Annotated in this window: 20 protein-coding genes; 10 read left to right on the plus strand and 10 right to left on the minus strand. The window is 46.2% G+C overall.

Features of this window, described 5'->3' with window-relative positions:
- The first annotated feature begins 3 nt into the window (after positions 1 to 3).
- The gene (locus MRK00_12065) at positions 4 to 1,464 is read left to right on the plus strand and encodes a TM0106 family RecB-like putative nuclease (protein MDR4518104.1); all 1,461 of its coding nucleotides are present in this window, start codon (positions 4 to 6) and stop codon (positions 1,462 to 1,464) included.
- Between the two features lie 222 nt (positions 1,465 to 1,686).
- Here MRK00_12065 and MRK00_12070 read toward each other — a convergent pair whose 3' ends face one another.
- Positions 1,687 to 2,166 carry an ATPase gene (locus MRK00_12070; GenBank protein MDR4518105.1) on the minus strand — a complete coding sequence of 160 codons (480 nt, stop codon included), beginning with the start codon at positions 2,164 to 2,166 and terminating at the stop codon, positions 1,687 to 1,689.
- A 257-nt stretch (positions 2,167 to 2,423) separates the two neighbouring features.
- Here MRK00_12070 and MRK00_12075 point away from each other — a divergent pair, with 257 nt between their 5' ends.
- On the plus strand, positions 2,424 to 3,803 hold the full coding sequence (locus MRK00_12075) for an L-serine ammonia-lyase (protein ID MDR4518106.1): 1,380 nt from the start codon (positions 2,424 to 2,426) through the stop codon (positions 3,801 to 3,803).
- Positions 3,804 to 3,827: 24 nt separating this feature from the next.
- Here the strand turns inward: MRK00_12075 and MRK00_12080 are convergent, their stop codons facing one another.
- The 9 genes from MRK00_12080 to MRK00_12120 all read right to left on the minus strand — a co-directional run bounded on the left by MRK00_12080 (position 3,828) and on the right by MRK00_12120 (position 10,108).
- Positions 3,828 to 4,082: a type II toxin-antitoxin system RelE/ParE family toxin gene (locus MRK00_12080; GenBank protein ID MDR4518107.1), complete on the minus strand. Its 255-nt coding sequence runs from the start codon at positions 4,080 to 4,082 to the stop codon at positions 3,828 to 3,830.
- A complete protein-coding gene (locus MRK00_12085; protein ID MDR4518108.1) occupies positions 4,066 to 4,281 on the minus strand; it encodes a ribbon-helix-helix domain-containing protein in 216 nt (71 codons plus the stop codon). The genes MRK00_12080 and MRK00_12085 overlap by 17 nt, the downstream gene beginning before the upstream one ends.
- A gap of 215 nt (positions 4,282 to 4,496) precedes the next feature.
- Positions 4,497 to 5,855 (minus strand): DUF3422 domain-containing protein, encoded by a 1,359-nt coding sequence (locus tag MRK00_12090; protein ID MDR4518109.1) that lies wholly within the window; start codon positions 5,853 to 5,855, stop codon positions 4,497 to 4,499.
- 6 nt (positions 5,856 to 5,861) lie between these two features.
- Positions 5,862 to 6,617, minus strand: coding sequence for a DUF2182 domain-containing protein (locus MRK00_12095; protein ID MDR4518110.1), 756 nt, complete (start codon positions 6,615 to 6,617; stop codon positions 5,862 to 5,864).
- A gap of 55 nt (positions 6,618 to 6,672) precedes the next feature.
- Positions 6,673 to 7,281 carry a DUF1326 domain-containing protein gene (locus MRK00_12100; protein MDR4518111.1) on the minus strand — a complete coding sequence of 203 codons (609 nt, stop codon included), beginning with the start codon at positions 7,279 to 7,281 and terminating at the stop codon, positions 6,673 to 6,675.
- A 66-nt stretch (positions 7,282 to 7,347) separates the two neighbouring features.
- The gene (locus tag MRK00_12105; GenBank protein MDR4518112.1) at positions 7,348 to 8,082 is read right to left on the minus strand and encodes an SDR family NAD(P)-dependent oxidoreductase; all 735 of its coding nucleotides are present in this window, start codon (positions 8,080 to 8,082) and stop codon (positions 7,348 to 7,350) included.
- 3 nt (positions 8,083 to 8,085) lie between these two features.
- Entirely contained in the window at positions 8,086 to 8,739 is a 654-nt protein-coding gene (locus MRK00_12110; GenBank protein ID MDR4518113.1) for a class I SAM-dependent methyltransferase, read from the minus strand.
- Positions 8,740 to 9,120: 381 nt separating this feature from the next.
- Entirely contained in the window at positions 9,121 to 9,456 is a 336-nt protein-coding gene (locus MRK00_12115; GenBank protein ID MDR4518114.1) for an HU family DNA-binding protein, read from the minus strand.
- A gap of 349 nt (positions 9,457 to 9,805) precedes the next feature.
- Positions 9,806 to 10,108, minus strand: a complete 303-nt coding sequence (locus MRK00_12120) for a DUF1840 domain-containing protein (GenBank protein MDR4518115.1) — start codon at positions 10,106 to 10,108, stop codon at positions 9,806 to 9,808.
- A gap of 195 nt (positions 10,109 to 10,303) precedes the next feature.
- Here MRK00_12120 and MRK00_12125 point away from each other — a divergent pair, with 195 nt between their 5' ends.
- The 8 genes from MRK00_12125 to MRK00_12160 all read left to right on the plus strand — a co-directional run bounded on the left by MRK00_12125 (position 10,304) and on the right by MRK00_12160 (position 26,073).
- A complete protein-coding gene (locus MRK00_12125; protein MDR4518116.1) occupies positions 10,304 to 11,032 on the plus strand; it encodes a formylglycine-generating enzyme family protein in 729 nt (242 codons plus the stop codon).
- A 219-nt stretch (positions 11,033 to 11,251) separates the two neighbouring features.
- Positions 11,252 to 11,989 carry a formylglycine-generating enzyme family protein gene (locus MRK00_12130; protein MDR4518117.1) on the plus strand — a complete coding sequence of 246 codons (738 nt, stop codon included), beginning with the start codon at positions 11,252 to 11,254 and terminating at the stop codon, positions 11,987 to 11,989.
- Between the two features lie 191 nt (positions 11,990 to 12,180).
- Positions 12,181 to 14,511 (plus strand): hypothetical protein, encoded by a 2,331-nt coding sequence (locus MRK00_12135; GenBank protein ID MDR4518118.1) that lies wholly within the window; start codon positions 12,181 to 12,183, stop codon positions 14,509 to 14,511.
- 411 nt (positions 14,512 to 14,922) lie between these two features.
- Positions 14,923 to 16,578: a hypothetical protein gene (locus MRK00_12140; GenBank protein ID MDR4518119.1), complete on the plus strand. Its 1,656-nt coding sequence runs from the start codon at positions 14,923 to 14,925 to the stop codon at positions 16,576 to 16,578.
- A gap of 69 nt (positions 16,579 to 16,647) precedes the next feature.
- Entirely contained in the window at positions 16,648 to 23,067 is a 6,420-nt protein-coding gene (locus MRK00_12145) for a YDG domain-containing protein (protein MDR4518120.1), read from the plus strand.
- Positions 23,068 to 23,161: 94 nt separating this feature from the next.
- Positions 23,162 to 24,631, plus strand: a complete 1,470-nt coding sequence (tagH, locus tag MRK00_12150; GenBank protein MDR4518121.1) for a type VI secretion system-associated FHA domain protein TagH — start codon at positions 23,162 to 23,164, stop codon at positions 24,629 to 24,631.
- 129 nt (positions 24,632 to 24,760) lie between these two features.
- Positions 24,761 to 25,525: a protein phosphatase 2C domain-containing protein gene (locus MRK00_12155; protein MDR4518122.1), complete on the plus strand. Its 765-nt coding sequence runs from the start codon at positions 24,761 to 24,763 to the stop codon at positions 25,523 to 25,525.
- Positions 25,526 to 25,551: 26 nt separating this feature from the next.
- Positions 25,552 to 26,073, plus strand: coding sequence for an OmpA family protein (locus MRK00_12160; protein MDR4518123.1), 522 nt, complete (start codon positions 25,552 to 25,554; stop codon positions 26,071 to 26,073).
- The last annotated feature ends 11 nt before the right edge of the window (positions 26,074 to 26,084 follow it).

The raw sequence follows: 26,084 nt of genomic DNA on the forward strand, positions 1-26,084 counted from the left end.
GATATGACAGACAGTCAATCCAACGGTAAATTGATCAAACCCAGTGACGCCACGTCATGGGTTTCATGTATACGGCGTACCTGGCTGGATATGCATCAGCCAACCACGTATGAACCCGATTCGTTTGGCCAGCTGTTGTTCGATGCCGGATTGCAACATGAAAGGCGTATATTGACACAACTGCAAGCCAAGCATGAAGTACAACAAGCAAAGTCTTTTGAGCACACACAATCACTGATGCACGAGGGCGTATCCGTTATTTATCAGGCACGGCTTATAAATCAGGAAGAAGGGCTCGTCGGTTTTCCGGATTTTCTGATTCGTCACGAGAATGGTCAATATCAAGCAGCCGACGCCAAATTAACGCAAAACGAAAACAAGAAAGCCTTGCACATTCAACTGGGGCTTTATCGCCGGCTGTTGGCCAGTAATTTACCGGCCATTGTATTTCTCGGCGATGGGAGAACGGCGAATCTCGGCGATGAAGTTGACGCGCTAGTCGATGCATTTCTTCAAAGTATGCACCGGTTAAGTGAGCAATCGGAACAACCGGCGGTACGTTACAGCCACAGTCGATGCCGTATTTGTCCCTATTTTTTGCATTGCCGGCCACAATTTGAAGCCGATGAAGATATTTCATTGCTTTACGGGGTGCATGGCCGTACTGCAGAATATCTGGCCCAGGCAGGCATAGATACAATCTCGCGGCTTGCGGTGCTCGATGCTGTAAATATCCCCGATGTTCCGCATCTTACCGGCCAGAAAAAGAAACAGCGTGTCATCCTGCAGGCCCGGTCTAGTTTGCATGATGAACTATTTCAGTTGAATCATATCGTGCTGCCGGAAGGTAACTGGATTCATTTCGACATTGAAGATAACCCATTGGCAACCACGTGCGACAGACATGTTTATTTGTGGGGATTACTGGCGCCGCCATATACCCAAAACAGCTTTGATTATGTCTGGACGGATGACGACACGCAGGATTATCACGGCTGGCTCGCATTTCTGGAAAAAATGAAACACTATCGCGAACGGTATGATTCAGTGATATTTGCGCATTACTCCAATCACGAACGCGCGACTATCAAAAAATATGCCGAACGTTACGAGATGATAAATCATCAGACGGTACAGTGGCTGCTGGGACTGCAAGGCGAAGTCAGCCCGTTATTCGATATGCAGAAACCGGTACTGGATAACCTGGTGCTGCCATTGCTGGGTTATGGTTTAAAGGATATCTGCAAGCATCCCAAACTGGTAAATTTTCAATGGGAAAACGAAGAATCCGGCTCCCAGTGGTCTATCGTACAATTTAACCGGTTTCTCGAGGAAACTGATCCAGGCACAAGACAACGTTTGAAAGCCGAGATCCTTGCCTATAATCGTGATGATGTGACGGCTACACGGAGACTGGAATTGTGGTTGCGCGATCTCTCAAGTAAAAAAGATATTTCCCTTTAGGGCATCTCTAAAAATCCATATTTTGTCACAATACTTTGTTGCTCACAAAAAATATCTCCTTACATATCAATCATATGCTGCGTCAAGATTTTTTGTTCTCGCCTCGTCTTGTTTAAAACTCTGAATTTTTGGAGGTGCCCTTTAAAGAAAGGGTTAATCCAAATTACCGTCTCCGGTTGGAGAACAAGAAAGACAGCGCAATGGATTATTTTTCAATTGCATTTACCGCGACCATTTGACCCGCAGGATATTGCTGCCGGCTTCGTAATGATAGTCAAGCGTTCCGTCATAGGCATGTTCCAGCGCCACGCCGATGTCTCGAGGTAAATGCATATCGGTTGTGGTGATTTCCAGGCCATCATCGGTTTCAACCATGTCCATAATGCGGTTTAACGGGTGTCCTGTTTTTTCGCGATTTTCCTTGTTACGAATCAATCCCATGATTTCGTCTTTATGCTGATGGTAAAATTCACCACTGATACTGACATAACCGCAGGGAACTTTGTCTTCGATGCGCAGGCATGCAGGACATTTATGTTCTTCTGCATTGTTTGGAACATCCAGCCACTGCCAGTGTCCCTTATGAAAGACAGCGCTACAATTCGGGCATACTGTGGGTTCAGAAAGTTTTTTCTTGATTTTATACGTGTCATGTTCTTTTTCTTCAACAAGACGATTTAGGCGTGCACCAACTGTTGTCATAATTTACCTCGTTTATTTCATTTTCTTAATGAACTTGAAAAATAGAGCGAATTCATTTCGTTGTAATTTTTGGAACGGTACTATCAGAACGGCGCTATCAATTAATTTTAGGGTGTGTGATTAAAATTTTCGAACCGCCCGCTGTCGTTATATAAAACATTTTGCATTAAAGTCGGCTAAAATGAAATAACTTTAGAAACCTAACAAAACAATATTTAACTTAAATCAAATGAAATTTTCTTTTTTAGGCAATATTCATGTTTATCAGTGTTCTTGATCTTTTTAAAATTGGCATCGGTCCCTCGAGTTCACACACAATGGGGCCGATGGTGGCTGCAAAGGATTTTCGTCGCCGATGTGTTGCATTTGTCACCGATCATAAAGATATGCAACCATTCCATTTGCGGTGTACGCTCAAAGGTTCTTTGGCGTTTACAGGGAAAGGTCATGCGACAGATCGCGCAGTTATTCTGGGTTTGAATGATTACACGCCGCAAGGACTCGCAAAAGAAGATGTCAATACACTGGTAGACAGTCTTTCTGCACGAAATACCATTGCGAGTAATAGTCACGCCTCAATACTGTTTACTGTACCCGATGATATTGTTTTCGATCGTGGGGAACCGTTGCCCGAGCATCCAAACGGCATGATTTTTCAGCTCATGGATTCGGTCGGGAAAACGGTTCTGACGGAAACCTATTTCTCTATTGGCGGTGGTTTTATCACCACTTTGGCAGAAATCAATCAGCTGGTGGCACCACTTAAAATGGATACGGAAAATTCCTGTGGTTTTCCATTTGCAAATGCCAACCAGATGATGAAAATGTCAGCCGATAGCGGTTTATCCGTTGCCGGAATGAAACGAAGCAACGAACAGGAACGTATCAGTGAAGAAAAATTGAACGCTGGTCTGGATGCGACCTGGAATGCCATGTATTCCTGTATACAGAATGGCTTGACAACCGAAGGCTGCTTGCCGGGTGGTTTAAAAGTACAAAGGCGTGCAAAGGCGTTGTACCACCAACTTCAGGAAAATCCGCAGCACGCAAATTTAAATGACTGGTTGTGCGCTTACGCCATGGCGGTCAACGAAGAAAACGCAGCAGGCCATATGGTGGTCACCGCGCCGACCAATGGTGCTGCAGGGGTTATTCCGGCTGTGATTTATTATGCAGTCAAACATGAAAATGCAACAGAAGAGCAGGTGCGCGATTTTCTTTTGGTCGCAGCCGCAGTAGGCGGTTTGATCAAGCACAACAGCTCCATATCGGGTGCTGAAGTAGGCTGTCAGGGCGAGGTCGGCTCTGCCTCGGCTATGGCCGCAGCCGGACTGTGTGCGATCAAGGGAGGAACGACGGCGCAGATTGAGAATGCGGCAGAAATTGCACTGGAGCATCATCTGGGAATGACCTGCGATCCAGTCGGCAGTCTCGTTCAGGTGCCGTGTATCGAGCGCAACGGTTTTGGCGCAATTAAGGCGTATACAGCGGCATCCCTTGCCGTCCGGGGCGATGGGCAGCATTTTATGTCTTTGGACAATTGTATTGCGGCGATGAAACAGACCGGCCTGGAAATGTCGGTTAAATACAAGGAAACATCTTTGGGTGGTTTGGCTGTGAGTATTACCGAATGCTAGGCCGGTTGACGAGTGACTAAATTCTTACCGATAAATCTCTCGGCGATGGCCGATACGGATGACGAGTACAATCAGTTTTCGATTTTGTACTTCATATACGACGCGATACGAGCCAATGCGAATACGGCGTAGCCCGGAGAATTCACCTTTCAGCACGCCACCTGCTTCCGGGTTTGTCTTGAGCCGGTCTATCGCGTTAATGATGCGTGTCCGGTCAGCAGCGGGGATATTTTTCAACGCTTTTACTGCACTCTGTTTAATACTAACGGAGTAGATCATGCTTCACGATTTCCCAATCTAAAACTGGGTCGGCTGGATCGCGCAACACTTCTATTGCGTGAGAGATATCCTCGAAATCATCGAGATAATATTCAACGGCTTGCCTGACAACTTCGGCGCGTGTGCGGTGGAGTTTCGCCGCAGCTTCATCCAGTGCAGCAACTAATTCATCTGGCAATCTTGCAGTTATTTGACTCATTTTATTCCCCTGATCATGTCAATTGAAGTCAATGAATGTCAGCATACTGAATTTTTCCGCTATTTTCAAATATAAAACTCGGAAGTGCGGGAAGAATGAATGGTTAAAACTCAATTTGGCATCGATCAAAGGGTATCTTCTTGGCGAAGATTTCTAGCGATTCCGGGAATACACACGCCTGACTTGCTGTGTCGCTGCTGATTCTGCTGGCGAGCCTATTTTTTAGAAATGTCCTTGTGCTGTTTGCTGACCAGGTTCCGTATGCCTCTGACCGCAAAAAAAACACTGATTACGACAACGGGGACAGCGATGCCGGTCAGCAGTTCTACATTAATCATGTATCCCGCTGCCTTGATCGCTTTTAACCCGTAGCCGATCAAACCCAGCAGATAATAGCTCAGCACGACGACCGACAAACCTTCGACTGTTTCCTGCAGGCGCAGTTGCACATGCGCGCGGGCATCCATGGATTTCAGCAAGTCGCGAATCTGCGCCTCCATGGAGATATCGACGCGCGTTCTGAGTAATTCGGATGCGCGGGCAACATGCAGCGATAGATTTTCCAGTTTGGAATGCACCAGTTCGCATGTACCCATAGCGGACGACAAGCGCTGTATCATGAATTCCTGCAGCATCTGCAAGCCTTCAATGCGTTCCTCGCGCAGTTCGGTGATACGCAGTTTTACAATATCGTAATAAGCGCGGGAGGCATTGAACCGGTGGCTGGTCTGAGCGGACAAAACCTCAATTTCAGCGGCCAGGATGGTTAATTCGGTCAGTAGCCGTTGTTCGTCATCAATGTTGGTGAGTTCGGTGTTTCTTAGCGACGCCAGACGATGATCGGCTTTTGCCAATTTAGGAATCATATCGCGCGTCAAGGGTAACGGCAGCATGGCCAGCATGCGATAGGTTTCAATTTCAAGCAGGCGCTGCACCAGACGGCCGACCTGTCGGCTGCGCAGGTTATCGTCATGAACCAGAATGCGGCCAAAACCATCTTCATGGATTTGATTGTCACTCCACACACTGGCGCTTCCCCCAGCTACTTTTGAGCCAATGACGGTATTCGATGAAAAAATTTGCGCCAGTTCGCTCAGGCTTCGTTTGGGGCGTGAACGGTCATCTAACGCAATATGGGTGGCAACAAGCACTTCGCCAGGTAAACTGGCCAGCCATTTATGCGGTAGACGTTTGATTGGCGGCTGTTCAAAAGGGATTTCAAAAGTGCTCGCCTGATAAACCGTGTAGGTTGAATATTCGGTATGCCGTTCCCAGCGCAATTGTAATTCACCCAGGTGTGCGGTGAATTCGTTTTCATGATTATTGGGCGGTGAAATATTATATTGCTCGCATAATTCGGCGACCAGTTGCCGTTCCTGATCTACCGATTGCCGGTCAGACAGCAAGACCAAATGAGAAAGCTGTGCGGGTATTGTGAGTAATTCATAGGCGATTGCATTGAGCTCGCTATATAGCTCTGTTCTTTGCGGATATTGAATAATGCCCAGCGAATTGCGTGTCCGGTCATGTTCAGACTGGGGGGTTGGTTGTAACGGCGAAGTATCAGGATTCATAGAAATTCACGATGATGTTTGAAAAAGCCAGATACCCCATACTATAAACAGAATGCCAATTATTTTGGAAAAAAACTGATGATGACCGGGGGTGATTTTTTCAATAAACACCAGCAATGTAATAAAAACCATGCCCAACAGGTTCATTACGCCGACAGCAAACATGAGAAGCATTTGTGCCCAGCAACAACCCAGGCACATGCCGCCGTGCTTCAAACCCATCCGGAATGCGCCTGTGGTATCTTCCCGCCATTCCGTCAATAAGAATCCCATTGGCGTGCGGCAGGACTGAAGAAAATTGTTTTTTTGCGGTGTGAACTGGTAGATACCCGCCAGCAGAAAGATGATAGCCGCCATCAGTTCATGGCGGACATCCATCATCGGCGTTAAAAACTGCAAACCATGCAGTTGCCACTGTAACAGCGTCAAAGCAATACTGAATACCAGCCAGACCAGAAGATAAGCCAATGCAAACAGGAAACCGTAGGGGTGTGCGGTTTGATACCGCTTTTCGCAGATTTTTGTATAGACCAGAATCATCGGAATGGCTGAGGGCAGCATCATTGCGGCCATCATGACGGCCCACATCACGTAAACCAGCCAGAAATCCATCCATTGCCATGCGGCTGTATCGGAAGGCGGCATCCACATTTCCGACATCGGCAGCGACGTCATCTGCCAGTGCTGAAAATAAAGATAACACCAGGAGGCGATAATAACGGCCAGCAGGGAAATAAAAATAATGGCCTGATTTCTTGACATGCGCTGGCGAGGAAATAGCCGGATTTAAAAATCCGGCATGGTTATATCTGGAATGTCAGGGTTGATAGGTGAATTGTGAATAATAACTGTTGCGCTCAGAGAATTTCCAGGCTTTGTCATAATCATGGAATTCATAATTGACTGAACGGGCGACAACCGCCGGATGGCTGGTGACCACGCATAAGGGTGGATTATCGATGGTTGATTCGCCGCCTTTGATACCCTGAATGCTTTCAACTTTCATATCTACGATCTCGGGTATTGTCAGTTCACGCTTATTACCGTCTATCCGGTAATCTATTTTGACTTTTTTGATACCCCATATTTCGGTGACAAAGCTCATGAGTACAGCAGGGTGTCCGCCATGCTTGCCGCTGAAAATTTGTACGATGGCTTCAAATTGCGAATCGCTGGCGCGTTCATCAATATATAACGCCGCCTGCCAGTTACCGTCTTTCATATGTCCAGGAGAAAAACAGGCCAGTGCGACATTCAAACCATCGAGCGTTTCGCCATTTAAATGGCCGTTTTCGATATGCCAGGCAACGAACAGCTTACAGTTGCCTTCCGAAGGGGGTTGAAACCAGACACAAGGACATGCGGTTTCACAATTGCAGGCTTCAAAATAACTGCCTTGTATATTCCAGTCTGTAGAAGTATTCATAGTGTATTCCGGGGTCATTTGTATAATAATTTGTTATCAGGGTTAAAATGGTTCGTGAAACAGTTCCTAAAACGGCTCCTTATAAGGCCGCAAATCGAGTTCGTGGGTCCAGGCGCTGCGTGGCTGCTGATGAATCGCCCAATAGGTCTGAGTGATCGCTTCCAGTTGCAATAACCCATCGTCGCCTTTGGTTTTGACATACTCGGGAAACTGCTGGCGTGCGCGTTCTCCATTGATCACGCCGTCGATCACTGTATGTACTACATGAACGCCTTGCGGTGAAAATTCTCTTGCAAGACCCTGCGCCAGCACTCTTAATCCCGCCTTGGCGGCAGCGAATGCAGTAAAAGGCGGCTTTGCCCTGAGTGAACCGGTAGCGCCGGTAAAGAAAACCGTGCCTTGTTTCTGAGCCTGCATGATCGCCATTAATGGTTTGGCAAATAAAAATGCGCCCAGGCAATTCTGTTGCCACAATGTTGTAAACGTTTCAACGCTGGTTTCCAGAAAAGGCGAGGGGAGATTGCTGTCGACATTGTAAGCAGCAATCTGGATTTTATCATTACGGGCACGAATGGTATCGAACAGCCGGTTAACATCTTTTTCAGCCGTGATATCGGCAACAGCCGGGGTGGCATTGCCGCCCGATTGCCGGATTCCATTTGCAACAACGTTCAGTTTGTCTTCATTGCGTCCCGCAATGAAGACATGCAATCCATTTTCAGCAAAACGGCGCGCTAATGCGGCGCCCAAGCCTCGTTCAGGCCCGACGCCGACGACTATGGCAGAACCCGAAGCCGCCATGGATTATTTTTTACCGAATATTAATGAAAAATTATTGCTCGGCATATCGATGATTTCTTTCAGTTCCATGCCATGATTGCCAGCCGCTTTTTTTAGATCGGCAATATCTTTCAGGCCCCATTCCATTACGCCGGCAGAACTCAACGTTTCATGAAATTCCCTGTTGGAGTCTGTGGTGAACCTGCCTTCAATCTGGAACGGACCATAGATCAGCATAAAGCCGTCATCTTTCAATAGCTGTGATGCGCATTTCATCATGCCGTCAGCTATGGAGATGGGCGCAACCTGGAAGATATTAATGCAAAAAATTGCGGCAAATGATTTTTCCGGGCCTGGATTGAACCAAGTATCCGGATCGGTCAAATCCAGATGCACCGGATCTGCAATATTGTCATTGCCTTGCTGGCTTGTCAGGTTCTTGATGTTATCAAAAACCTCAATATCCCTGTCGGATGGATGAAAATGCAAATGCTCGAAATGCGGCGCAAAATAATTAAGATGCATGCCGCTGCCGCTGGCCATTTCCAGAACTCGTTCGGGATCTTTGGGCAGTTTCTCTTTCAAAACGCCTAAGATAGGCTCACGGTTACGCCCGCCAGCCCAGGCAACGTATTCGCTGAGTGGATGCGGGTCTAATGGTGGTATTTCCTGATTCATGTCATTTTCCTTTTAAGCTTGTTTCCATGACTAAAAGCTTAACAGTATAAGGCAGTATAGCCAATACTTTTAAAGCTAGAATGTGAAAACCATGTGCAGGTTTTCGCGAGACAAGACTGATGGAATATATGACTTCAGAATGCCAAATATATGGCTTCTCTATGAGTTTTGCCTGCGCTGGCGGATATTCTGATCGTTCTTTGGTGTGTTTTGTCAGCTTCGGGTTTCAGAACCCCGGAAGGTAAAACTAACTTAAAAAACGGTTGCCAACCACGCAATAAATTTCGATTGGAAAATATTTTGAAAGTGGCCTTTAGAAAGCTGTATTGCGGTTTCGCTTCTGCAGGCCACCTGGTGATTTTTCGGGAATTTCGGTTCGAACTATTTCTTTTTCACTGCTTTTTTAACCGGTTTCGCAGCTTTGGCGGCACGCGGCAGTTTGCCGGAAGCGGTCGAATCCGCCAATGCCTTTCCTGCTTTGAACTTCACGACTTTTTTGGCGGGAATTTTCATCGGACTGCCGTTTGCCGGATTGCGGCCTTCCCGAGCTGCACGTTTGGTTACAGAAAATGTGCCGAAGCCGATTAACTGAACACTACTGCCGCCAGCCAGCTCTTTTTGAACAACATCAATCAATCCATTGAGCATCGTTGCTGTTTGCGCCTTGGAAGTATTGGAACGGGTTGCAATTGCATCAATCAATTCGGTTTTGTTCATTTGAAGGACTCCAATCAGTGATTATAGAAGTGATTAGTAATGTATCAGTATATAATTTTAGAAATCAATAACTTTCGTATGATTTTTGCATAAATGACGAAAAAAATGTGTTTTATTTGCAAAAAACAGACAAAAATCAAGCCGGTCCGGGTAAAACATGCATGCTGCGGGGCATTTTAACCAAAACACACGTTGCCGGGTTTGCGGAAAATCAAACAGGTTGAAAATATGAAAACGGCGCATGATTTTATCATTTCTACGCTGCTTACTTTGTGGATACGGTGTCTTTAAAAATATCCGGTAGATGCAAGAGTACAGTTGAATCGGCAAGTTCTAGATTCCGTCCAATTCATTCCCACATCAAATCACAATCTGCGGCTATTGCTTCAGTCAATAAATTAATCAGGGGTATGGCGCGATGCGTTGTGCTTATGGCAGGTTTTTTGTCATCATCGTCTTCATCCTTGTCGGTTGGCGGCGGTGCTTTTTCATTGGCTAAAGCATTCTTTAATCGGCTTAGTGCCTGTGGCAAATCTTCTGCAAGGATAGCGCCAGGTATGGTTTCGCTGTGTCCCATCATTTTGATCATCTGCAGCGCAACATCACCAAACATGGCGATATTGCCAACATCCGTTTTAAATGTCACCAACATGTTGTTTTCCTCAAGTCAAAAATGAATAATATATTCGCAAGCAGAAGGGCGCACAAGACCGGTAAATGCGTGTCTTGCATCTTGCCTGGCGGCACGATACGCTTAACATATCGATCAAGATACTGCTATGGGCAGCGAGTTTTCTATTATGCATCATTTCTGCCGCTTTTTCTCTACACTCAACACTGCGAATCGATGAACTCAAACCACATGGAACATCAGAAAGATAACCAGATTGCTTTTCCAGATCTTGAACTCGTTTTCGTCGAAGGCGGCAGCTTTACGATGGGCGACAACGAGAGTAAATATAATTTTGAAAAACCCGCGCATCAGGTTGCAGTCGCTTCTTTTTATATGGGTCGGTATCCGGTCACGCAGCGTTTGTGGCAAGCTGTTATGGACAAGAATCCGTCCATGTTTCAAGGTGAGATGCGGCCGGTCGAACAGGTTTCCTGGGACGATGCACAGGTTTTTATTGAACAACTGAACGCTGTGACCGGCAAAACCTTCCGCTTGCCGACAGAGGCGCAATGGGAATATGCGGCGCGCGGTGGCAAATACAGCCAGGGTTATACTTTTGCTGGCAGCGACAAACTGAAACAGGTTGGCTGGTATGATGAAAACAGCAATGGCGAGACGCATGACGTCGGCTTGCTGCTTGCCAATGAGCTGGATATTTACGATCTGAGCGGCAATGTACGGGAATGGTGCGAGGATGATTATCACCCCAACTATGAGGGCGCGCCAAAAGATGGTTCGGCCTGGATTGATACGCCCAGAGGTGAGGGCCGTGTTCTTCGCGGCGGCAGCAATTTCCACAAGGCCTTGCACTGCCGCTCCACGTTCCGGCGCAGGTACCATCCGGCCGATCGTCGCAGCAACTTCGGATTCCGGCTGGTCCTTCCCTTCCAGTCAGTGGGTTAGTCACTTCGGCTTTCCCTTGAGCAAAAGAAAACGAGCCGTTGTGGCCGGGCAAGCAAGCGAGGAAGGGATGGCCGAGTGGCGCAGTCCGGTGAGCGCGGCGGGTCAAGGGTTTTAGGCGGGACTCAATAGAATTTTTAATAAAATATTCGGATGATGAAAATGAAAAAAATATCATACCAGTGTTATATTGCCCGAGTGGTTACCACAGAAACCTGAAAAATGCATTTACCCACTCAAACAATAACGCTGTCTTCCGGTTTGTCCTTTGACCTCGTTTTCGTCGAAGGCGGCAACTTTTCGATGGGCGACAACGAGAGTGAATATAAATCCGAAAAACCCGCGCATCGGATTGCAGTCGCTTCTTTTTATATCGGTCAGTTCCCGGTCACGCAGCGACTGTGGCAAGCTGTTATGGGAAATAACCCGTCTAGGTTTCAGGGAGAGCAGCGGCCTGTCGAACGGGTGTCCTGGGACGATGTCCAGGTTTTTATTGAAAAACTGAATGCCGAGACCGGCAAAACCTTCCGCTTGCCGACAGAAGTACAATGGGAATATGCGGCACGGGGTGGCCGATACAGCCAGGATTATGCTTACGCCGGAAGCGACAAACTGAAACAGGTAGGCTGGTACCAAGAAAACAGCGATGACGAGACGCATGACGTCGGTTTGCTGCTTGCCAACGAGCTGGATATTTACGATCTGAGTGGCAATGTATGGGAATGGTGTGAGGATGATTACCACCCCAACTACGCGGGCGCGCCAAAAAATGGCTTGGCCTGGATTGACACGCCCAGGGGTGAGGACCGTGTTCTTCGTGGCGGTGGCGCCTTCAGCCTGGCGTTGGACTGTCGCTCCGCGAACCGATACAGGTTCCATCCGGACTATCGTGACAACGACATCGGTTTCCGGTTGGTCCTTCCCCTCCAGCTCACGGGAAAGCCGGATGGCTTCGACTGAATAGGCGGTGGCCCTGTTTCCGGCAGTTGCATCGGGACAAAAAGGCAGCCAGTACTGGTTTCTGGTTTCTCTGGGTGGCGGTATTGGTAACGGGTGTTGGCAGCCGGTATTACTAGACGGTATTGCTAGCCGGTGTTGTTGGCTTTTGGCGAAGATTCCGCCGCTCATTTTTCAAAAAACAAACATACATCATGAAACCTGAAGTCGTTAAACAAATAGAAAATTTATTTGATCAAGGATTCGAACTAAATCTTCCAAAAAATCAAATCGATCCATTAAGAGGCGTCATGGGGACTCAAAAGGATTATCCCAAGTATGCCCTTGATGAGGAAGGCCGGCTGATCGGGCTCAATCTTGCAGGAGTCAACCTCGATAACGCAAAATGGCTGGAAATTGTAGGTTTGCTGGAAAAGTATGGGGTTTGCCTGCAGGCGCTCGATCTGAATGAAAATCAATTGACCGCGTTTTCACTTTCGCCCAGTCTGGCCCATTTGTCTCACCTGGATATCGACGACAACCCGCTGGAATCGCCTCCGGAGGAAATCATGAAAGAGGGCAAGGGCGCAGTGCTGCGCTTTTTAAAAGATTTGCTGGCACAGGGTACCCGGGAATTGTTCGAAGTGAAAATGTTAATCGTCGGAGAAGGGGAAACCGGCAAGACTACGCTTTGGAACCTGCTCCAGAACCCGGACCATCCGGTTCCCGATCCCGAACAAAAATCTACAGTCGGCATTCAAATCCGGGAAGGCTGGACATTCAGGCACCTAGACCGGTCCGATGCTGAGTTTCTGGTCAACCTTTGGGATTTTGGCGGGCAGGATATCCAGTACATGACGCACCAGTTTTTCCTCACCCGCCGCTCCTTCTATGTTTTACTGGCCGATGGACGGCGTGAAGTCGCCAATTTTCCCTATTGGCTGGAAATTATTGAATTATTGGGCTGTGAAGCCGAAGCCGAGAAACCCTTACCGGTGCTGGTCATTTTGAATGAAAAGGGCAACCCGATTGCCAGAATGCCTTACGATCCGGCAACCGTGAAACAGGATTGCCGGAAACTTGAAATCGTTAAGCGGGAAGTTGATTTTGGTAAAAAAGGCGATGGCCGAATTGAAGCGCTGACGAAGACCATTCAGGAGATCCTCTGCCGTCAGATTGACCATTTGCCGCTGATTATTCCTGCATTCTGGGACAATGTACGCCGGCGTCTCATTGATTTGCGCGCATCGTCCATCCAAGTCAATCATATCAATGCCGAAAGATTTGCTCAAATATGTGAGGAGGAGGGCATCGCCGAGAAGCAGCAGCAAGACGATCTGAGCCAGTTGCTCCATGATTTGGGGATCATATTGCACTTTCGGGAAGACATCCAGCTTTCGGACTTCATCATATTAAACCCGCAATGGGCGGTCCAGGCTGTGTATGAAATCATGAAACATGAGGCGGTTAAAAATGCCAATCAGGGGCGTTTTGACGAAGCGCTGTTACGGCAGGTCTGGACTGAAAAGGGATTTACAGCGGGAGAGCAGGCAAATTTGCTCAATCTCATGCTGAAAAATAACCTTGAAGTCTGTTTTGAAGCAACCGAGAACCGAAAAAAAATATTTATCGCGCCACAACTCTTGCCGGAGTTAAAGCCCGCCGGCCTTGAATGGACGGAAACACCGGAAACGCTGCGCTATATCTATCATTATCCGTTTATGCCCAAGGGCATTATCGGGCTGCTGATTGTCAGGTTGAATGAGGATATCGAAACCCGTGGAACAATGAAAGTCGTCTGGGAAAATGGCATGGTCATCCAGAAAGATCATTGTCGTGCGCAAGTGCAGTTTGTCGAAGATAAAGCCCAGGGCCGGCAGATCATTAAAATGGAAGTGCAAGGCAAATCAGCGGAAGACCGGAAAAATGTACTGCGGGACATCCGGCAACAACTCGAAATCATTCACCGCCGTTCGTTCCCTTCTTTGAAAGTTTTCCAGAAAGTGCCGTGCAACTGCTGTGAATGCGAAAAATCAGTCGATCCTTTCGAACATGATTTTAAGAAACTAATCGAAAACAAAGAGAAGAATAACGTAAATGCCAAAACTCAATGCGGGAAAAGTTTTGAAAACGTTCCTGTTCAGAAGTTGCTTGATGGCGTTTTTAACGAGGATGATATTGCTTTGAAAACGGAATCTTCGCAAAAACAACAACCGTCATTTTCTCCTACGGTCAACATCATAAATCAACCTCCGGTTACGAGTTCTATTCATGCCGCCAATATTTATTCCTATGCCGCTGTATTGGTAATTCTGGCTGGAATAATGCTGGTGTTACTGAAATTGGTTGATTTCTGGGAAGCCTTGTTTGCAGTTGTTGGCATGGTGGTTTTATTTGTAACTCTCGGAGCTTTCCAGTTGCGCAACGATGACCGACTTTCTGAAAAGTCCTTCCTGGAATTATTGGGCATGACATTAAAAAAGATTCCGCCACTGAGTTGGTTCCAGGGGAAGAAAAATAATGATCCTGACCGTAATCCATCCTGATCAGTTTAGGAATACCACCCGCCTGGGTATTCAATTGATTCGGTCTGCCTGAATTGCTCTACGTTGGCGAAAGCTGAATGTATGATGTTTGAATCATTATCGGCGATAACGGGATCATAATCGTATTACCCAAAGGCAAAATCAGGTTTTTTTCATGTTTTGCCCGGAGGGTGTGATATTTATCACGTCTTGAACCAGAAGCCCTGATTTAAACTATTCCGGATGTTTATCCCATAGCATTAATTGCAAAAAATTTAACATTTTACGTTGCACCATCGAATTGGTTGTTTTGCAACGTGTTATGGGTTTATCAAAACACTTGATTGATTGTGATTGTGAGGCAGATTTAATTTAAGGTATTATGTAAATTAAAACCAGTTAGGTAATCCTCTTTACATAAGGCGAAATCCGATGAACGGAGTAGCAAGATACTTCAAGGTATTTTTATTAACAGCAATTGGTTTGTTAAGTAGCATCAGCTTGAATAACCATGCGCAGACAACACCTGTCACATCTTTAGACCAGCATCAGTCGTCTTTTTTTGTCAAGGCAATTGAAGTGCAAGGTAATTTCTTGCTATCTGATCAAGAGCTTGATCCATATTTTGCACATCTTGCTGGCAACGAACAGACACTTGCTGATTTGGAAAAAGCTGCAGATGCCATTCAACAGGCTTATCGGGCGGCAGGATACGGAGGGGTGGTCGCGTTTGTGCCGGAACAGACTATGGTTGACGGTAATATAACCATCCAGGTCGTTGAAGGCAAGATTGCAAATATTCAAATATCAGGCAATAAGCGCGCCAATGAAGAAAATATTCTTGGCAGTCTACCGCATGTGCGAAAGGGTGAAACACCATCAGTCAGAAATATTGATCGAAATGTACAGATGGCCAATGAGAATCCTGTGAAGGAGCTAAGAGTTGCGCTAGTGGCGGGTGCAAAACCCGGTGAAATCGATGCAGATATTAAAGTGACTGATGAAAGAGCGTGGCGGCTTTTATTTGGTGTGGATAGTGCGGGTACGCCTGGTACGGGAAATTTTCGGACAAATGTTGGCGTTCAACATGCCAATTTATGGAATCGGGATCATATCGGAACTTTCCAGTTTCAGGTCTCACCTACAGATCCATCTCGTGCGCAGATCTATAGCGTTGGCTATCGTATTCCACTGTATAACTATTTTTCGGCCATTGATGCGTTTTATGCACATTCCAATGTTGAAAGTGTCACTCAAGCAACACCGGTCAATGTGCTCGGCTTTACGGGTAAAGGCGATATCGCCGGCTTTCGCGCACATCGATTTTTGCGGCGGTTGGGCGAATACGATCACCGTATGACCTTTGGCTGGGACTGGCGCTCGTTCAACAATAACTGTGCTTTTGGTACTTCAGGCTCCGATGCCTGTGGCAGGGCTACTGCGGATGTTACGATTACACCACTCAGTATCGGTTATGCCGGTCAAAAAGCAGGGCCTAAATTCTCAATGGGAATTAATACCAATTTTTCCGGAAATGTCGGTGGGAGTAGTGACAGAGCATTCGATACGATTCGTCCGGATGCAGAAAAACATTATGTCGTATGGCGGTTTTTCGGGTTTGGTAATTTGACGCTGCCTGCCGGGTTTGGCGTGTCGACGCGCGTGGCGGCGCAGTACAGTCCACATGCCCTTGTTCCGGGAGAACAGTTTGGTATGGGCGGCGGCGGTAGCGCTATGGGCGGTATTATTAGTGTGCGTGGCTATCGTGAACGCGAAGTCGTAGGCGATTATGGGATTACTTTTAATCTCGAAGGACTTGGCCCGGATATTGCCAAATTTGCCAAATCGGAAAACTACAGTTTGAGGCCGATCGGGTTCTTTGACGTAGGCTGGGCAGGTAATAATCATAATATGCCGTGTACGGTCAATAATACGTCATGCACACTCGCTGGTGTTGGTGGCGGTATACGTTTTTCCATTGGTAAACGCTTTACCGGGCGTCTGGATTTTGGGCATGCACTGATTGACGGAAACCAGAAAATGGCCGGTACTACCCGCGGACATTTGGCAGTAAATTTTATTTATTGAGTTGGTTCGGACTAATGAATTTTAACGTAACCGATTTATCCGGTATGGACGATAAAGGAAGTAACCATCATGACGCCTAGACTCTTGTTATCACGATTATCAATTTTATTTGTATTTGCAGTTCCTGTTCAGATACAGGCACAACTGCCGGTTGATCCAACGGTTGTCCATGGTGCTGCGACAATAGATACAGCCGGTCATCATATGACGGTAACCAATAGTCCTAATACGATTCTGAACTGGCAGAGTTTTTCTGTCGGGCCTAGCGACAGCATCTATTTTAATCAGCAGGACGTGAACAGTCAGGTGCTCAATCGCGTAACTGGTGGTGATCCATCGGAAATTTTCGGGCATCTGGGTAGCAATGGGGGTGTCTGGCTGATTAATCCCTATGGCGTGTTATTCGGTCCGGATTCGAGAATCGATGCTGCTAGTCTGGTGGCTTCTACGTTGGATATTTCCAATATCGACTTTCTTGCCAGTCGCAATCATTTCAATGCTGTCAATCATTTTGGTGAAGTGAGAAATCAAGGTGAAATTCGTACGACATTCGGCGGCCGTGTCTGGTTAATGGGCGATAGCGTAACCAATGAAAATCTGGTTCAGGCGTCAGGCGGTCAGGTTGTTCTTGCCGCCGGTGAGAGTGTTGAATTTGTAGATTCAGGTGCGCCGCATGTGGTTGTTCGCGTTAGAGCACCAGAGAATGAAACAGTCAACCTGGGGGCATTGGTCGCATCAAACGGTAATATCGATTTGCATGGCAGCATCGTAAATCAGGAGGGGTTCGTACGGGCGAATAGCATTGGAACAAACGGGTCCGGCCAGATTGTTTTAAAAGCCAGCGAAACCGTGACGCTTGCGGAAAATAGCACAACGCAAGCCAAACATGGTGAAGTTTTGATCGAGAGCGATACAGTCTATAACCATGGTGACATCAGTGGCCATGAAATAGCGCTTACGGCTGACGCGATAGTGCAGCAGGGACTTATTTCAGCACCTGGCGGTGAGGTTGTGATGCAAGCGGAAAATTCAACCTACCTGAATGGTCAGGTTGATGTGTCGGAAAAGCACGGTGCGGGTGGTAATATTCAGATAACAACCGGAAAACTAGAAGGTATGGCCGGTGGTGCGTTGCACGCTGATGGTGAGCAGGGTGGATCGATACGCATAGCAGGAAAAAATTCAGTGGCTTTTTCTTCAACACTGGAAGCAACCGGAGATCAGCAAGGCGGCAAAATCGAAGTGACCGGGGACTCGGTTGTTTTGCTTAACGCCGATGTAAATGCATCCGGTGGTGTTCAAGGTGGGACAGTTCATTTAGGTGGTGGGTGGCAGGGAAGCGGCGACTTGCCGCATGCTCGGGAAGTGATTGTCGGTGTCGGCAGTGAAGTCAAGGCGAACGGCAATGATAATGGCGGAGAAATAGCCGTATGGTCGTCGCAAAATAGCGAGCATTATGGTTCTTTGCAGGCTTTGAATGGTGGCCGCGTTGAATTATCTTCAGAAGGTGAAATCCGCCAGACAGGAGAGATAGTTGTCGGGAAAGGTGGAGAAGTGCTGTTTGATCCCAAGAATCTGATTATTACAGATAATCCACCGGATAGTTTGACGCTGGCAAAAAAGGTTGTCGGTGGGAGCGTTAACGGGCAACCGGCGTTAAATGATGAGGATCAATTTGGATTCAGTGTTGCGCTTGACGGCGATAGATTGGCTGTTGGTGCAGTAGGAGACGATACGGGCAATACTAATGCAGGTGCAGTTTATCTTTTTACAGGCGCTGGTACTGATTTCTCAAGTCTAACCTTGGCAAGTAAACTGGATGGAATTACTGGTATTGGTGTCGGCATGATCCCTCTGGATATTGGTTCACCGGCTTTGGGAGGAGGCTATGAATTCGGAACTGCATTGGCATTAAATGGCGATCATCTGGCCGTTGGTGCGCCAAGAGTATCCGATGGAAAGGGTAATGTTTATCTCTTTAGCGGCGTTGGTAATGATTTTTCAGGATTGACTTACCGTACTCTGCTTGATTCCCAGGATTTGGTGCAAAATGGATTCGAAGCACTTGATCGTCAAGACTTCTTTGGTTTTTCTGTTGCATTGAATGGTGATCGCCTTGTCGTCGGTGCAGATCGAGATGATGGAGTTGTTATTGGTGATGGTGAAAATAATAATATAAATAGAGATTTTGGCGCTGTTTATTTTTTTAGTGGCATAAATTCTTCAGAGATAACACCACTTACAAAACTCGACATTAACACTATAACAACAGAAGGAATAAAAATAGATGGCTTAAGCGAAGGAGAATTATTTGGACGCTCCATTGCATTGGATGGAGATCGGCTTGTTGTAGGTGCACCGGGTGGAATTCCTGATAATGAACTGAATCGTAAGCATGAAGGGAAAGTCTATCTCTTTACAGGTGTGGATTCGGTATATTCACCAAATGGGAGTCTTTCCGGGCTTGAACTGAAACAAACGCTTTCTGTTGCTAATAACAGCATGGCACTGGACTTATCAGATTTGTCCAGCGGTGATGGATTCGGCTTTTCAGTCGCGTTGCAGAATAATCATCTGCTGGTCGGTGCACCCGGTGATGATACAGAAGGTACTAATCGCGGAAAGGTATATCTTTTTACCGGCGCTGCGGGTGACTTTAGTTCCGGGCTTGTTTTGACCAGGAAAATACCGCCATTCGATTCCGAGGATCAACCTGTATCCGGTGATTTCTTTGGCGGTTCTGTCGCGATTGATGGGGATCGTTTTGCGGTCGGTGCTTATCAAGATGATACAACTGGCACGAATCAGGGCGCAGCATATTTGTTCACCGGTCTGGATGCTGTGCAGCCGTTTGGTGGTATATCAATTGAAAATGCTGGATTTGAATCCGATTCTTCAAATACCAGTTACATTACACCGGCTACCTTGCAATCGCAACTGAATTTTGGCAGCAATGTTACTTTGCAGGCGAATAACGATATAACTGTTGAGTCAGATGTTATTGCTTCTTGTAATGTTGAATTTTGTGATGGTGGAGATTTGACTTTACAGGCAGGACGTAATATTGCATTCAATGCGGATATCAGTACCGATAACGGTGATCTGATTGCTGTAGCCGGTGATCCAGGAGCAACCCAGGAGGTGGATCCAGGTACGCCAACGCTGACTATTGCTGATACTGTTAATCTTGATGTAGGTGCAGGTAAGGCAGAACTGGCTGCAGTTAATGGTAATTTCATCAATAACAATGGCGATGCAGCTATCTCAACCGATGGTGGTCGCTGGCTGATTTATGCAGCAGATCCGACTACGAGCACCGAAGGTTTTGCAGGTTACAACAAGCATTACAATCAGGTTTATATTCCGGGCAGCATTCCAAACTATGTTGATGAATCGGGTAACTGGTTCTTCTATAGTATTGCGCCTGCTTTACAAGTCAGTGCGCCAGCAACCGCAATAACCTACGGTGAAGATTTTTCCGGTTCAATTTTGACCGCTCAGCAAATGGCAAATTTGATATCGGGATATATTGACGGTGATTCCGCTGATAACTTTGGTGCCGTTCAGCAAGATCCCGATGGTATATCGTTGAATGCGAGTGGTCCTTTTTCATCTTCTGGACATGTTACTGCGGGTACGCATGATTTGCGTTATGTAAGTGGCTTGGCAAGTGATCTGGGTTATCAATTTGTTGACAATACGGGCAGTGTAGGTGAATTGACAGTCAACCCAGAGACAGTGGATGCAGTCAGTTTTGTTGCCAATGACAAGGTTTATGATGGCGCCGTAGGCGCAACGATAGCGGACGGTGTTTTGTCCGGTGTCATTGAAGGCGATATCGTTTCACTTGCAGGAGAAGGTGTTTTCGATACTAAAAATGTCGGTGTAGATAAAACAGTGAACCTTGCAAACGGTTCTCTGAGTGGCGCTGATAGCGGGAACTATAGTTTGAGTCAGGAGAGCGTTGACAATGTGACAGCGCTTGCGGATATCACCCCAAAACCCATTTCAGTTGGGTCAATCAGTGCGGAAGATAAAGTCTATGATGGAACCACAGTTGCGAAAGCTTCGGGAGGTTCGCTGATTGGTGTCGTTCCCGGGGATTCGGTTTCTGTATCCAGTTCTCAGGCTGTTTTTGACAATAAAAATGTCGGTATCAATAAAACAGTAATAGTCTCTGGCCTTGCTTTGGAAGGGATTGATAGAACTAATTACAGTTTGAATTCGGGTGGTGCAGTTGCGGTAACGGCAGATATTACCCCCAAAAGCCTGACTGTGGAAAATATCGCTGTGCAGGATAAGGTGTACGATGGCACGACAGATGCGCAGTTGGCAAATTCACAGAGTATTTTAGGCGGAGTGGTTGAAGGAGATGATGTTTCCTTTTCGGAAGGAGCGGTAGCGTTTGAAACCAAAAACGCCGGGGACAATAAATCGGTAATCGTTGCGGATGTTTTGCTGACGGGGGCGGATAGTTCCAATTACACGGTTGAAGGTGAAGTAGTCACAGCTTCTTCTGCCAGTATTACACCAAAAGCGCTTGAGGTTGAAAGTTTTAGTGCTGAAGACAAGATTTATGATGGTGAATTGACGGCTACCATCTTGGACGGGACTTTATCCGGCGTCATCGAGGGTGATGCGGTATCGCTTTCTGGAGAAGGCGCCTTTAATGATAAAAACGTCGGCACCGATAAACCGGTCATGCTCACCGCTGGTTCACTCGCCGGGCAGGACAGTGGAAATTATACGCTGGATAACATAGACAACGTGACTGCTTCGGCTGATATCACACCACGGTCAGTAACAGTAGGAGATTTAAGTACAGACAGCAAAACATATAACGGCAATGTCATTGCAAGTGTTATTGGAAAACTCAATAACCTGATTTTTGGCGATGATGTTTCACTCACTAACACGGCAACCTTTGATACTCAGGATACAGGTGAAAATAAAACAGTAACAGTGACAAATTTTTTGTTAAATGGAGAGGATAGCACTAACTATACGCTGAATGCTCCGAATAGCATCAATACTACAGGCCGTATCACGCCAGCGACTTTAATCTATCATGCTAATCCAGCTACCAGAATAGTTGGAGGGGCTTTGACTGATTTCACGGGTAACGTCACTGGTTTTGTCGGTAGAGAAGATTTTGCCAATGCCACCACAGGAACATTAATTTGGGAAACAACAGCGGATAGTACCTCACCTGAGGGGCAATATCCTATTCTCGGCGGGGGATTGTCCGCCAGAAATTATCAGTTTATCCAGGATTCATTGAACAATACGGCACTTAAACTGCAAAATTTCGATCCAACGAATCCCCAGATCGTGCAGCCAACATCAAGCACCGCCATACAGGCGGTGAATGTGGCTGCAGCAGCGGCAATGGAGACAAAAGTTGCCATGCTGAATTTGGAAAAAGGGGGTACGCTTGATGTTGCTTCATCACTGGCGCCTTCAACAACGTCAAATTTTGGCCGGATAAATCTTGCGCATCTAAATCGTACAGATATGCAATTACTGATTGATTATAGAAGAGATTTTAAGGAGAAATTATTTGCCGATTCAATTTATAAGCTTGAACTGGATCCCAGTCTGGCTGATGTTCCGCCGTGTGAAAGTATAGAGCAGGCGGATTTGGGATTATGCAGGATATCTGATAGTCAACGCAAAGAACTGAAAGAGCAGGAAAAAATAACTGAGATTTTGCAGCAAAGCAATAAGCAAAATCCGGTCATTTCAATGCTTCCTGCGATTGAGAAAAAATTAATCGTACTGTTTGGCGTTAATCAATACGATGATAAAACTATTCCGCCCCTCGATAATTCGATTGCAGATGCAGAAGTATTAGGGCAATTATTTGCGGAACAATTGGGGTATGAGATCCACATCGTTAAAAATGCAACGAAAGCGGAAATTGTTAGAACGTTAAATCAGCTCTCCACGAAAATGGAAGAAGAAGATAGTGTGGTCATTTACTATGCCGGTCACGGTTATCTTGACAAGAAAACAGGGAATGGCTACTGGATTCCCTCGGATGCGTTAGCTTCTGATCCGGCAAGCTGGATATCCAATTCCAGTATTTCGGAAATGCTGGCGGGGATCAGTTCGAAACAAATGGTCATGATCTCCGATAGCTGTTACTCTGGTGCTTTTACCAAGGAACAGAAGCTTAAATTGACAGATATTGATGTCGATCCGGCTGACATCCTGGCCAAGCGGACAGTGGTGGTAATGTCTTCTGGAGGAGATGAGCCGGTAGCGGATGAAGGAAGAAACGGACATTCAATTTTTGCATGGTTCTTGATGCAGGCATTACGAAATATCGATACCTGGAAAATTGGCACAAATATTTTTGAACAAGTGCAGACAGAGGTGAGCAATAGTTTTCCTCAAACACCACAGTATGGTGCGGCTGTTTCAGCAGGGCATGAAGCCGGAGGGGATTATCTGTTTGAATTCAGAAAGCTGATGGGTGTTCAATGAGTATTGTTGATTTTGAATTACAACTGTTTTGTGATAACCCTCTAATGTTAATACAGTCGAGAATTGATCCGGTTCATAAGAGGTAAAACCAGCAGTGATAAATATTAAAGTAATTAACTCGAATGCGTTATTGTCAAAAACAATAAGTGCAACGTTCGATGAACTCGGCGGAACCATCGGCCGTGCGGAAAACAGTACCCTGGTTCTACCTGATCCTGAGAAACATATTTCCAGACTGCATGCGAGTATTGATTATCGTCACGGGCACTATCATATCTGCAACCATGGCAGTGCGTCACCGGTTTTTCTGAATGGGCAACCGCTGGAGAAGGAGCAAAGTGAAGCGATAAAATCGGGCGATGAGATTCGCATCGGTGGTTATGTCATGCAGGTGCTGGCTGATGAACAATCGGTTGAATCGCTTTTGAATCGTTCCGATAACCAAAACCTTGGTATGGATCTCTTTGCTGAGTCAGCTGAAGCAGCTTTTCAAAGGGAGCAACATTCCATAGAAAAATCACGGGAATCTGATTTGAAAGGAAACAGCATGGATTCGGCAGATCCTTTTGCCGACCCGTTTGATAAAAACAAATCGCAAGAAGGGGTGCACGGACTGATACCCGATAGTTATGATCCATTTGCCGATATGCCGCTTTCAGATGGGGTTTCTGGTAATTTGCTCAGTAATAAAGCATCACAGCGTAGTGAACAAGGAATAGACGACTATATTAAAACCAAAACATCTTTGGATGATTTGTCCAGACAACAACCGGATATGAGCAATATCGATCCGCTTCTGGTGCTTGAAGGTGCAGCTAGAAAGAACGAGCAGCCTGAGTTTCACGTGCAGCGTGATGACGTTCAGGAATTGCATGGTTCTTTTGACCCGCCTAGGCGGCAGTTTGAAAATAAAGTCAAAAAAGTGCCGCAACCGGTATCTGTTTCGTCGGGGCAGCAATTTTCGCCCGGAGATTCATCGTTATTGGATGCTTTTCTGGCGGGAGCAGGAATGCAGGGCAGGAATCTTCAAAGTGAATTGACGCCTGAGTTTATGTATCAGATTGGATCGATACTGCGTATGTCAACACAGGGCACTATTGATTTGTTGCTGGCGCGTTCAATGACCAAGCAGGAAATGCGAGCGAATATGACATTGATAGCGCCGAAAGAGAATAATCCGCTTAAATTTTCTCCGGATGTGGAAACAGCGTTAATGCATTTGTTGGCACAGCAAAGCAGGGGGTTTATGGCGCCCGAACAAGCTATCAGGGATGCGTATGAAGACCTGCGTTCGCATCAATTTGGTTTTATGGCGGGTATGCGTGCTGCACTGGCGGGCTTGCTGGAAAAATTCAAACCGTCCAGATTGGAAAAGCGATTCACGAAAGTGACATTGATGGACAAGTTTATTCCGGGCAACCGCAAGGCCAAATTTTGGGATACCTATACAGAACAATACGAAGAGATATCTAGAGAAGCCGAAGAGGATTTTCACAATTTATTTGGCAAAGAATTTCTTAATGCTTATGAGCAACAAGTTGCGAAATTCGAGGATAAAAAATAACAGTATTGATAATTCAGGCATGGTATCCCGCCCGTTATCGAAACATGACTTTATCAAAGTAACACCCGGGACGATTGGAATTGTTTACTAATAAAATTGATTGGATTCTGATTACGCTTCGAGAATGGCATGCAGCTTGACATTGTGACTTTGTCAAAAACCGGCGGGAGAAAAACAAACGAAGATGCATGTGGTTATTGCACCGTAGCTGATATAAGTTGCTGTATTTTGTCCGATGGACTTGGCGGGCATGAAGGTGGCGCAACTGCGTCGAGGCTTTCGGTTGAGCATGTGCTGGATGCGTTCAAAAAATCTCCGCAATGCAACATTAAGGGCATCAAATCACTCATGCACGCGGGCAATGATGCGGTATTGAGTGAACAGAGAAAGGCCCAAAAGTTAAAGTCAATGCGCACAACCGCTGTCATTTTGACGCTGGATAGAAAGGGAAAAAAGGCTTGTTGGGGAAACATTGGTGATTCACGGCTTTATTGTTTTCGGAATGGCCGCATTGTTATGCAGACGAAAGACCATAGCGTGTCGCAATTGATGGTGGAAGCCGGTTATCTGAGGCCGGAGATGATTCGATCTTCCCCAGGGCGGAATCAGTTGTTTGCTGCAATGGGTGATACCGATCATTTTAAATTTGAATTAATTCCGGAACTGTTTTCAATCCGGGAGGGTGATGTATTTTTGCTGTGCTCGGACGGACTTTGGGAATATGTGGAAGAAAAAGAAATGGAAAGGTTGTTGCAAAAATCCAATTCCGCAAATGCCTGGTTAAACATGCTGGAAGCTGAAGTTTTGAGGCGTGGCAAAGCGGGACAGGATAATTACTCGGCAGTTGTTGTAAGGTGTATGGGGACGGAAGATTCAACACGGTACATGACTTAATAGTTTTATGATTAGGGGGTGAAACGATGAAAAAGGGAATATTTGTAACTGTCTTGTTGTGTATGATGAATTTCTCGGTAATGGCTGAATCCATGGTGGGTGTGCATGAATCAGTAACTGCAAGTGATTTGTTCAAGAATCTGGCGCCCGATAAAATGGGAAAAACAAGAAACTTTATCCCGACAGAGGTGCTTGTTGAAAAGCCGCTTAAATATTCTTTCATGATCTTGTTTGAAACAAACTCGGCTACTCTGACAGCCAAGGCGCTTCGAGACCTGGATGAAGTGGGGCGCTTCATGAAAATGGATAAGGTAACTGATTTAAAATTTGAAATTGAGGGCCATACGGACCCTAGAGGCGGTTTTGTTTTAAATCGGGATTTGTCGCTGGCACGTGCCGAAGCTGTAATCAATTATCTGGTTTTGAACCATAATGTAGATCGAGGCAGGCTGGTGGCGGTAGGTAAAGGGTTTAGTGAAATGATTAATCGTGAGAACACAATAGCACCTGAAAACAGAAGGGTAACAATTGTTAGAACAGTAGAATGAAGACTGCAAAA

The sequence above is a fragment of the Nitrosomonas sp. genome, from assembly GCA_031316255.1.
Classification (GTDB): domain Bacteria; phylum Pseudomonadota; class Gammaproteobacteria; order Burkholderiales; family Nitrosomonadaceae; genus Nitrosomonas.

Excerpts from the sequence above, each read along its gene's own strand:
- MRK00_12085 (MDR4518108.1), bottom strand. The coding sequence starts at position 4,281 with ATGAGTCAAATAACTGCAAGATTGCCAGATGAATTAGTTGCTGCACTG.
- MRK00_12115 (MDR4518114.1), bottom strand. The coding sequence starts at position 9,456 with ATGAACAAAACCGAATTGATTGATGCAATTGCAACCCGTTCCAATACT.
- MRK00_12105 (MDR4518112.1), bottom strand. The coding sequence starts at position 8,082 with ATGGCGGCTTCGGGTTCTGCCATAGTCGTCGGCGTCGGGCCTGAACGA.
- MRK00_12065 (MDR4518104.1), top strand. The coding sequence starts at position 4 with ATGACAGACAGTCAATCCAACGGTAAATTGATCAAACCCAGTGACGCC.
- MRK00_12070 (MDR4518105.1), bottom strand. The coding sequence starts at position 2,166 with ATGACAACAGTTGGTGCACGCCTAAATCGTCTTGTTGAAGAAAAAGAA.
- MRK00_12120 (MDR4518115.1), bottom strand. The coding sequence starts at position 10,108 with ATGTTGGTGACATTTAAAACGGATGTTGGCAATATCGCCATGTTTGGT.
- MRK00_12075 (MDR4518106.1), top strand. The coding sequence starts at position 2,424 with ATGTTTATCAGTGTTCTTGATCTTTTTAAAATTGGCATCGGTCCCTCG.
- MRK00_12140 (MDR4518119.1), top strand. The coding sequence starts at position 14,923 with ATGAACGGAGTAGCAAGATACTTCAAGGTATTTTTATTAACAGCAATT.
- MRK00_12130 (MDR4518117.1), top strand. The coding sequence starts at position 11,252 with ATGCATTTACCCACTCAAACAATAACGCTGTCTTCCGGTTTGTCCTTT.
- MRK00_12125 (MDR4518116.1), top strand. The coding sequence starts at position 10,304 with ATGAACTCAAACCACATGGAACATCAGAAAGATAACCAGATTGCTTTT.
- MRK00_12145 (MDR4518120.1), top strand. The coding sequence starts at position 16,648 with ATGACGCCTAGACTCTTGTTATCACGATTATCAATTTTATTTGTATTT.
- MRK00_12100 (MDR4518111.1), bottom strand. The coding sequence starts at position 7,281 with ATGAATACTTCTACAGACTGGAATATACAAGGCAGTTATTTTGAAGCC.
- MRK00_12095 (MDR4518110.1), bottom strand. The coding sequence starts at position 6,617 with ATGTCAAGAAATCAGGCCATTATTTTTATTTCCCTGCTGGCCGTTATT.
- MRK00_12155 (MDR4518122.1), top strand. The coding sequence starts at position 24,761 with ATGCAGCTTGACATTGTGACTTTGTCAAAAACCGGCGGGAGAAAAACA.
- MRK00_12110 (MDR4518113.1), bottom strand. The coding sequence starts at position 8,739 with ATGAATCAGGAAATACCACCATTAGACCCGCATCCACTCAGCGAATAC.
- MRK00_12135 (MDR4518118.1), top strand. The coding sequence starts at position 12,181 with ATGAAACCTGAAGTCGTTAAACAAATAGAAAATTTATTTGATCAAGGA.
- MRK00_12090 (MDR4518109.1), bottom strand. The coding sequence starts at position 5,855 with ATGAATCCTGATACTTCGCCGTTACAACCAACCCCCCAGTCTGAACAT.
- MRK00_12080 (MDR4518107.1), bottom strand. The coding sequence starts at position 4,082 with ATGATCTACTCCGTTAGTATTAAACAGAGTGCAGTAAAAGCGTTGAAA.
- MRK00_12160 (MDR4518123.1), top strand. The coding sequence starts at position 25,552 with ATGAAAAAGGGAATATTTGTAACTGTCTTGTTGTGTATGATGAATTTC.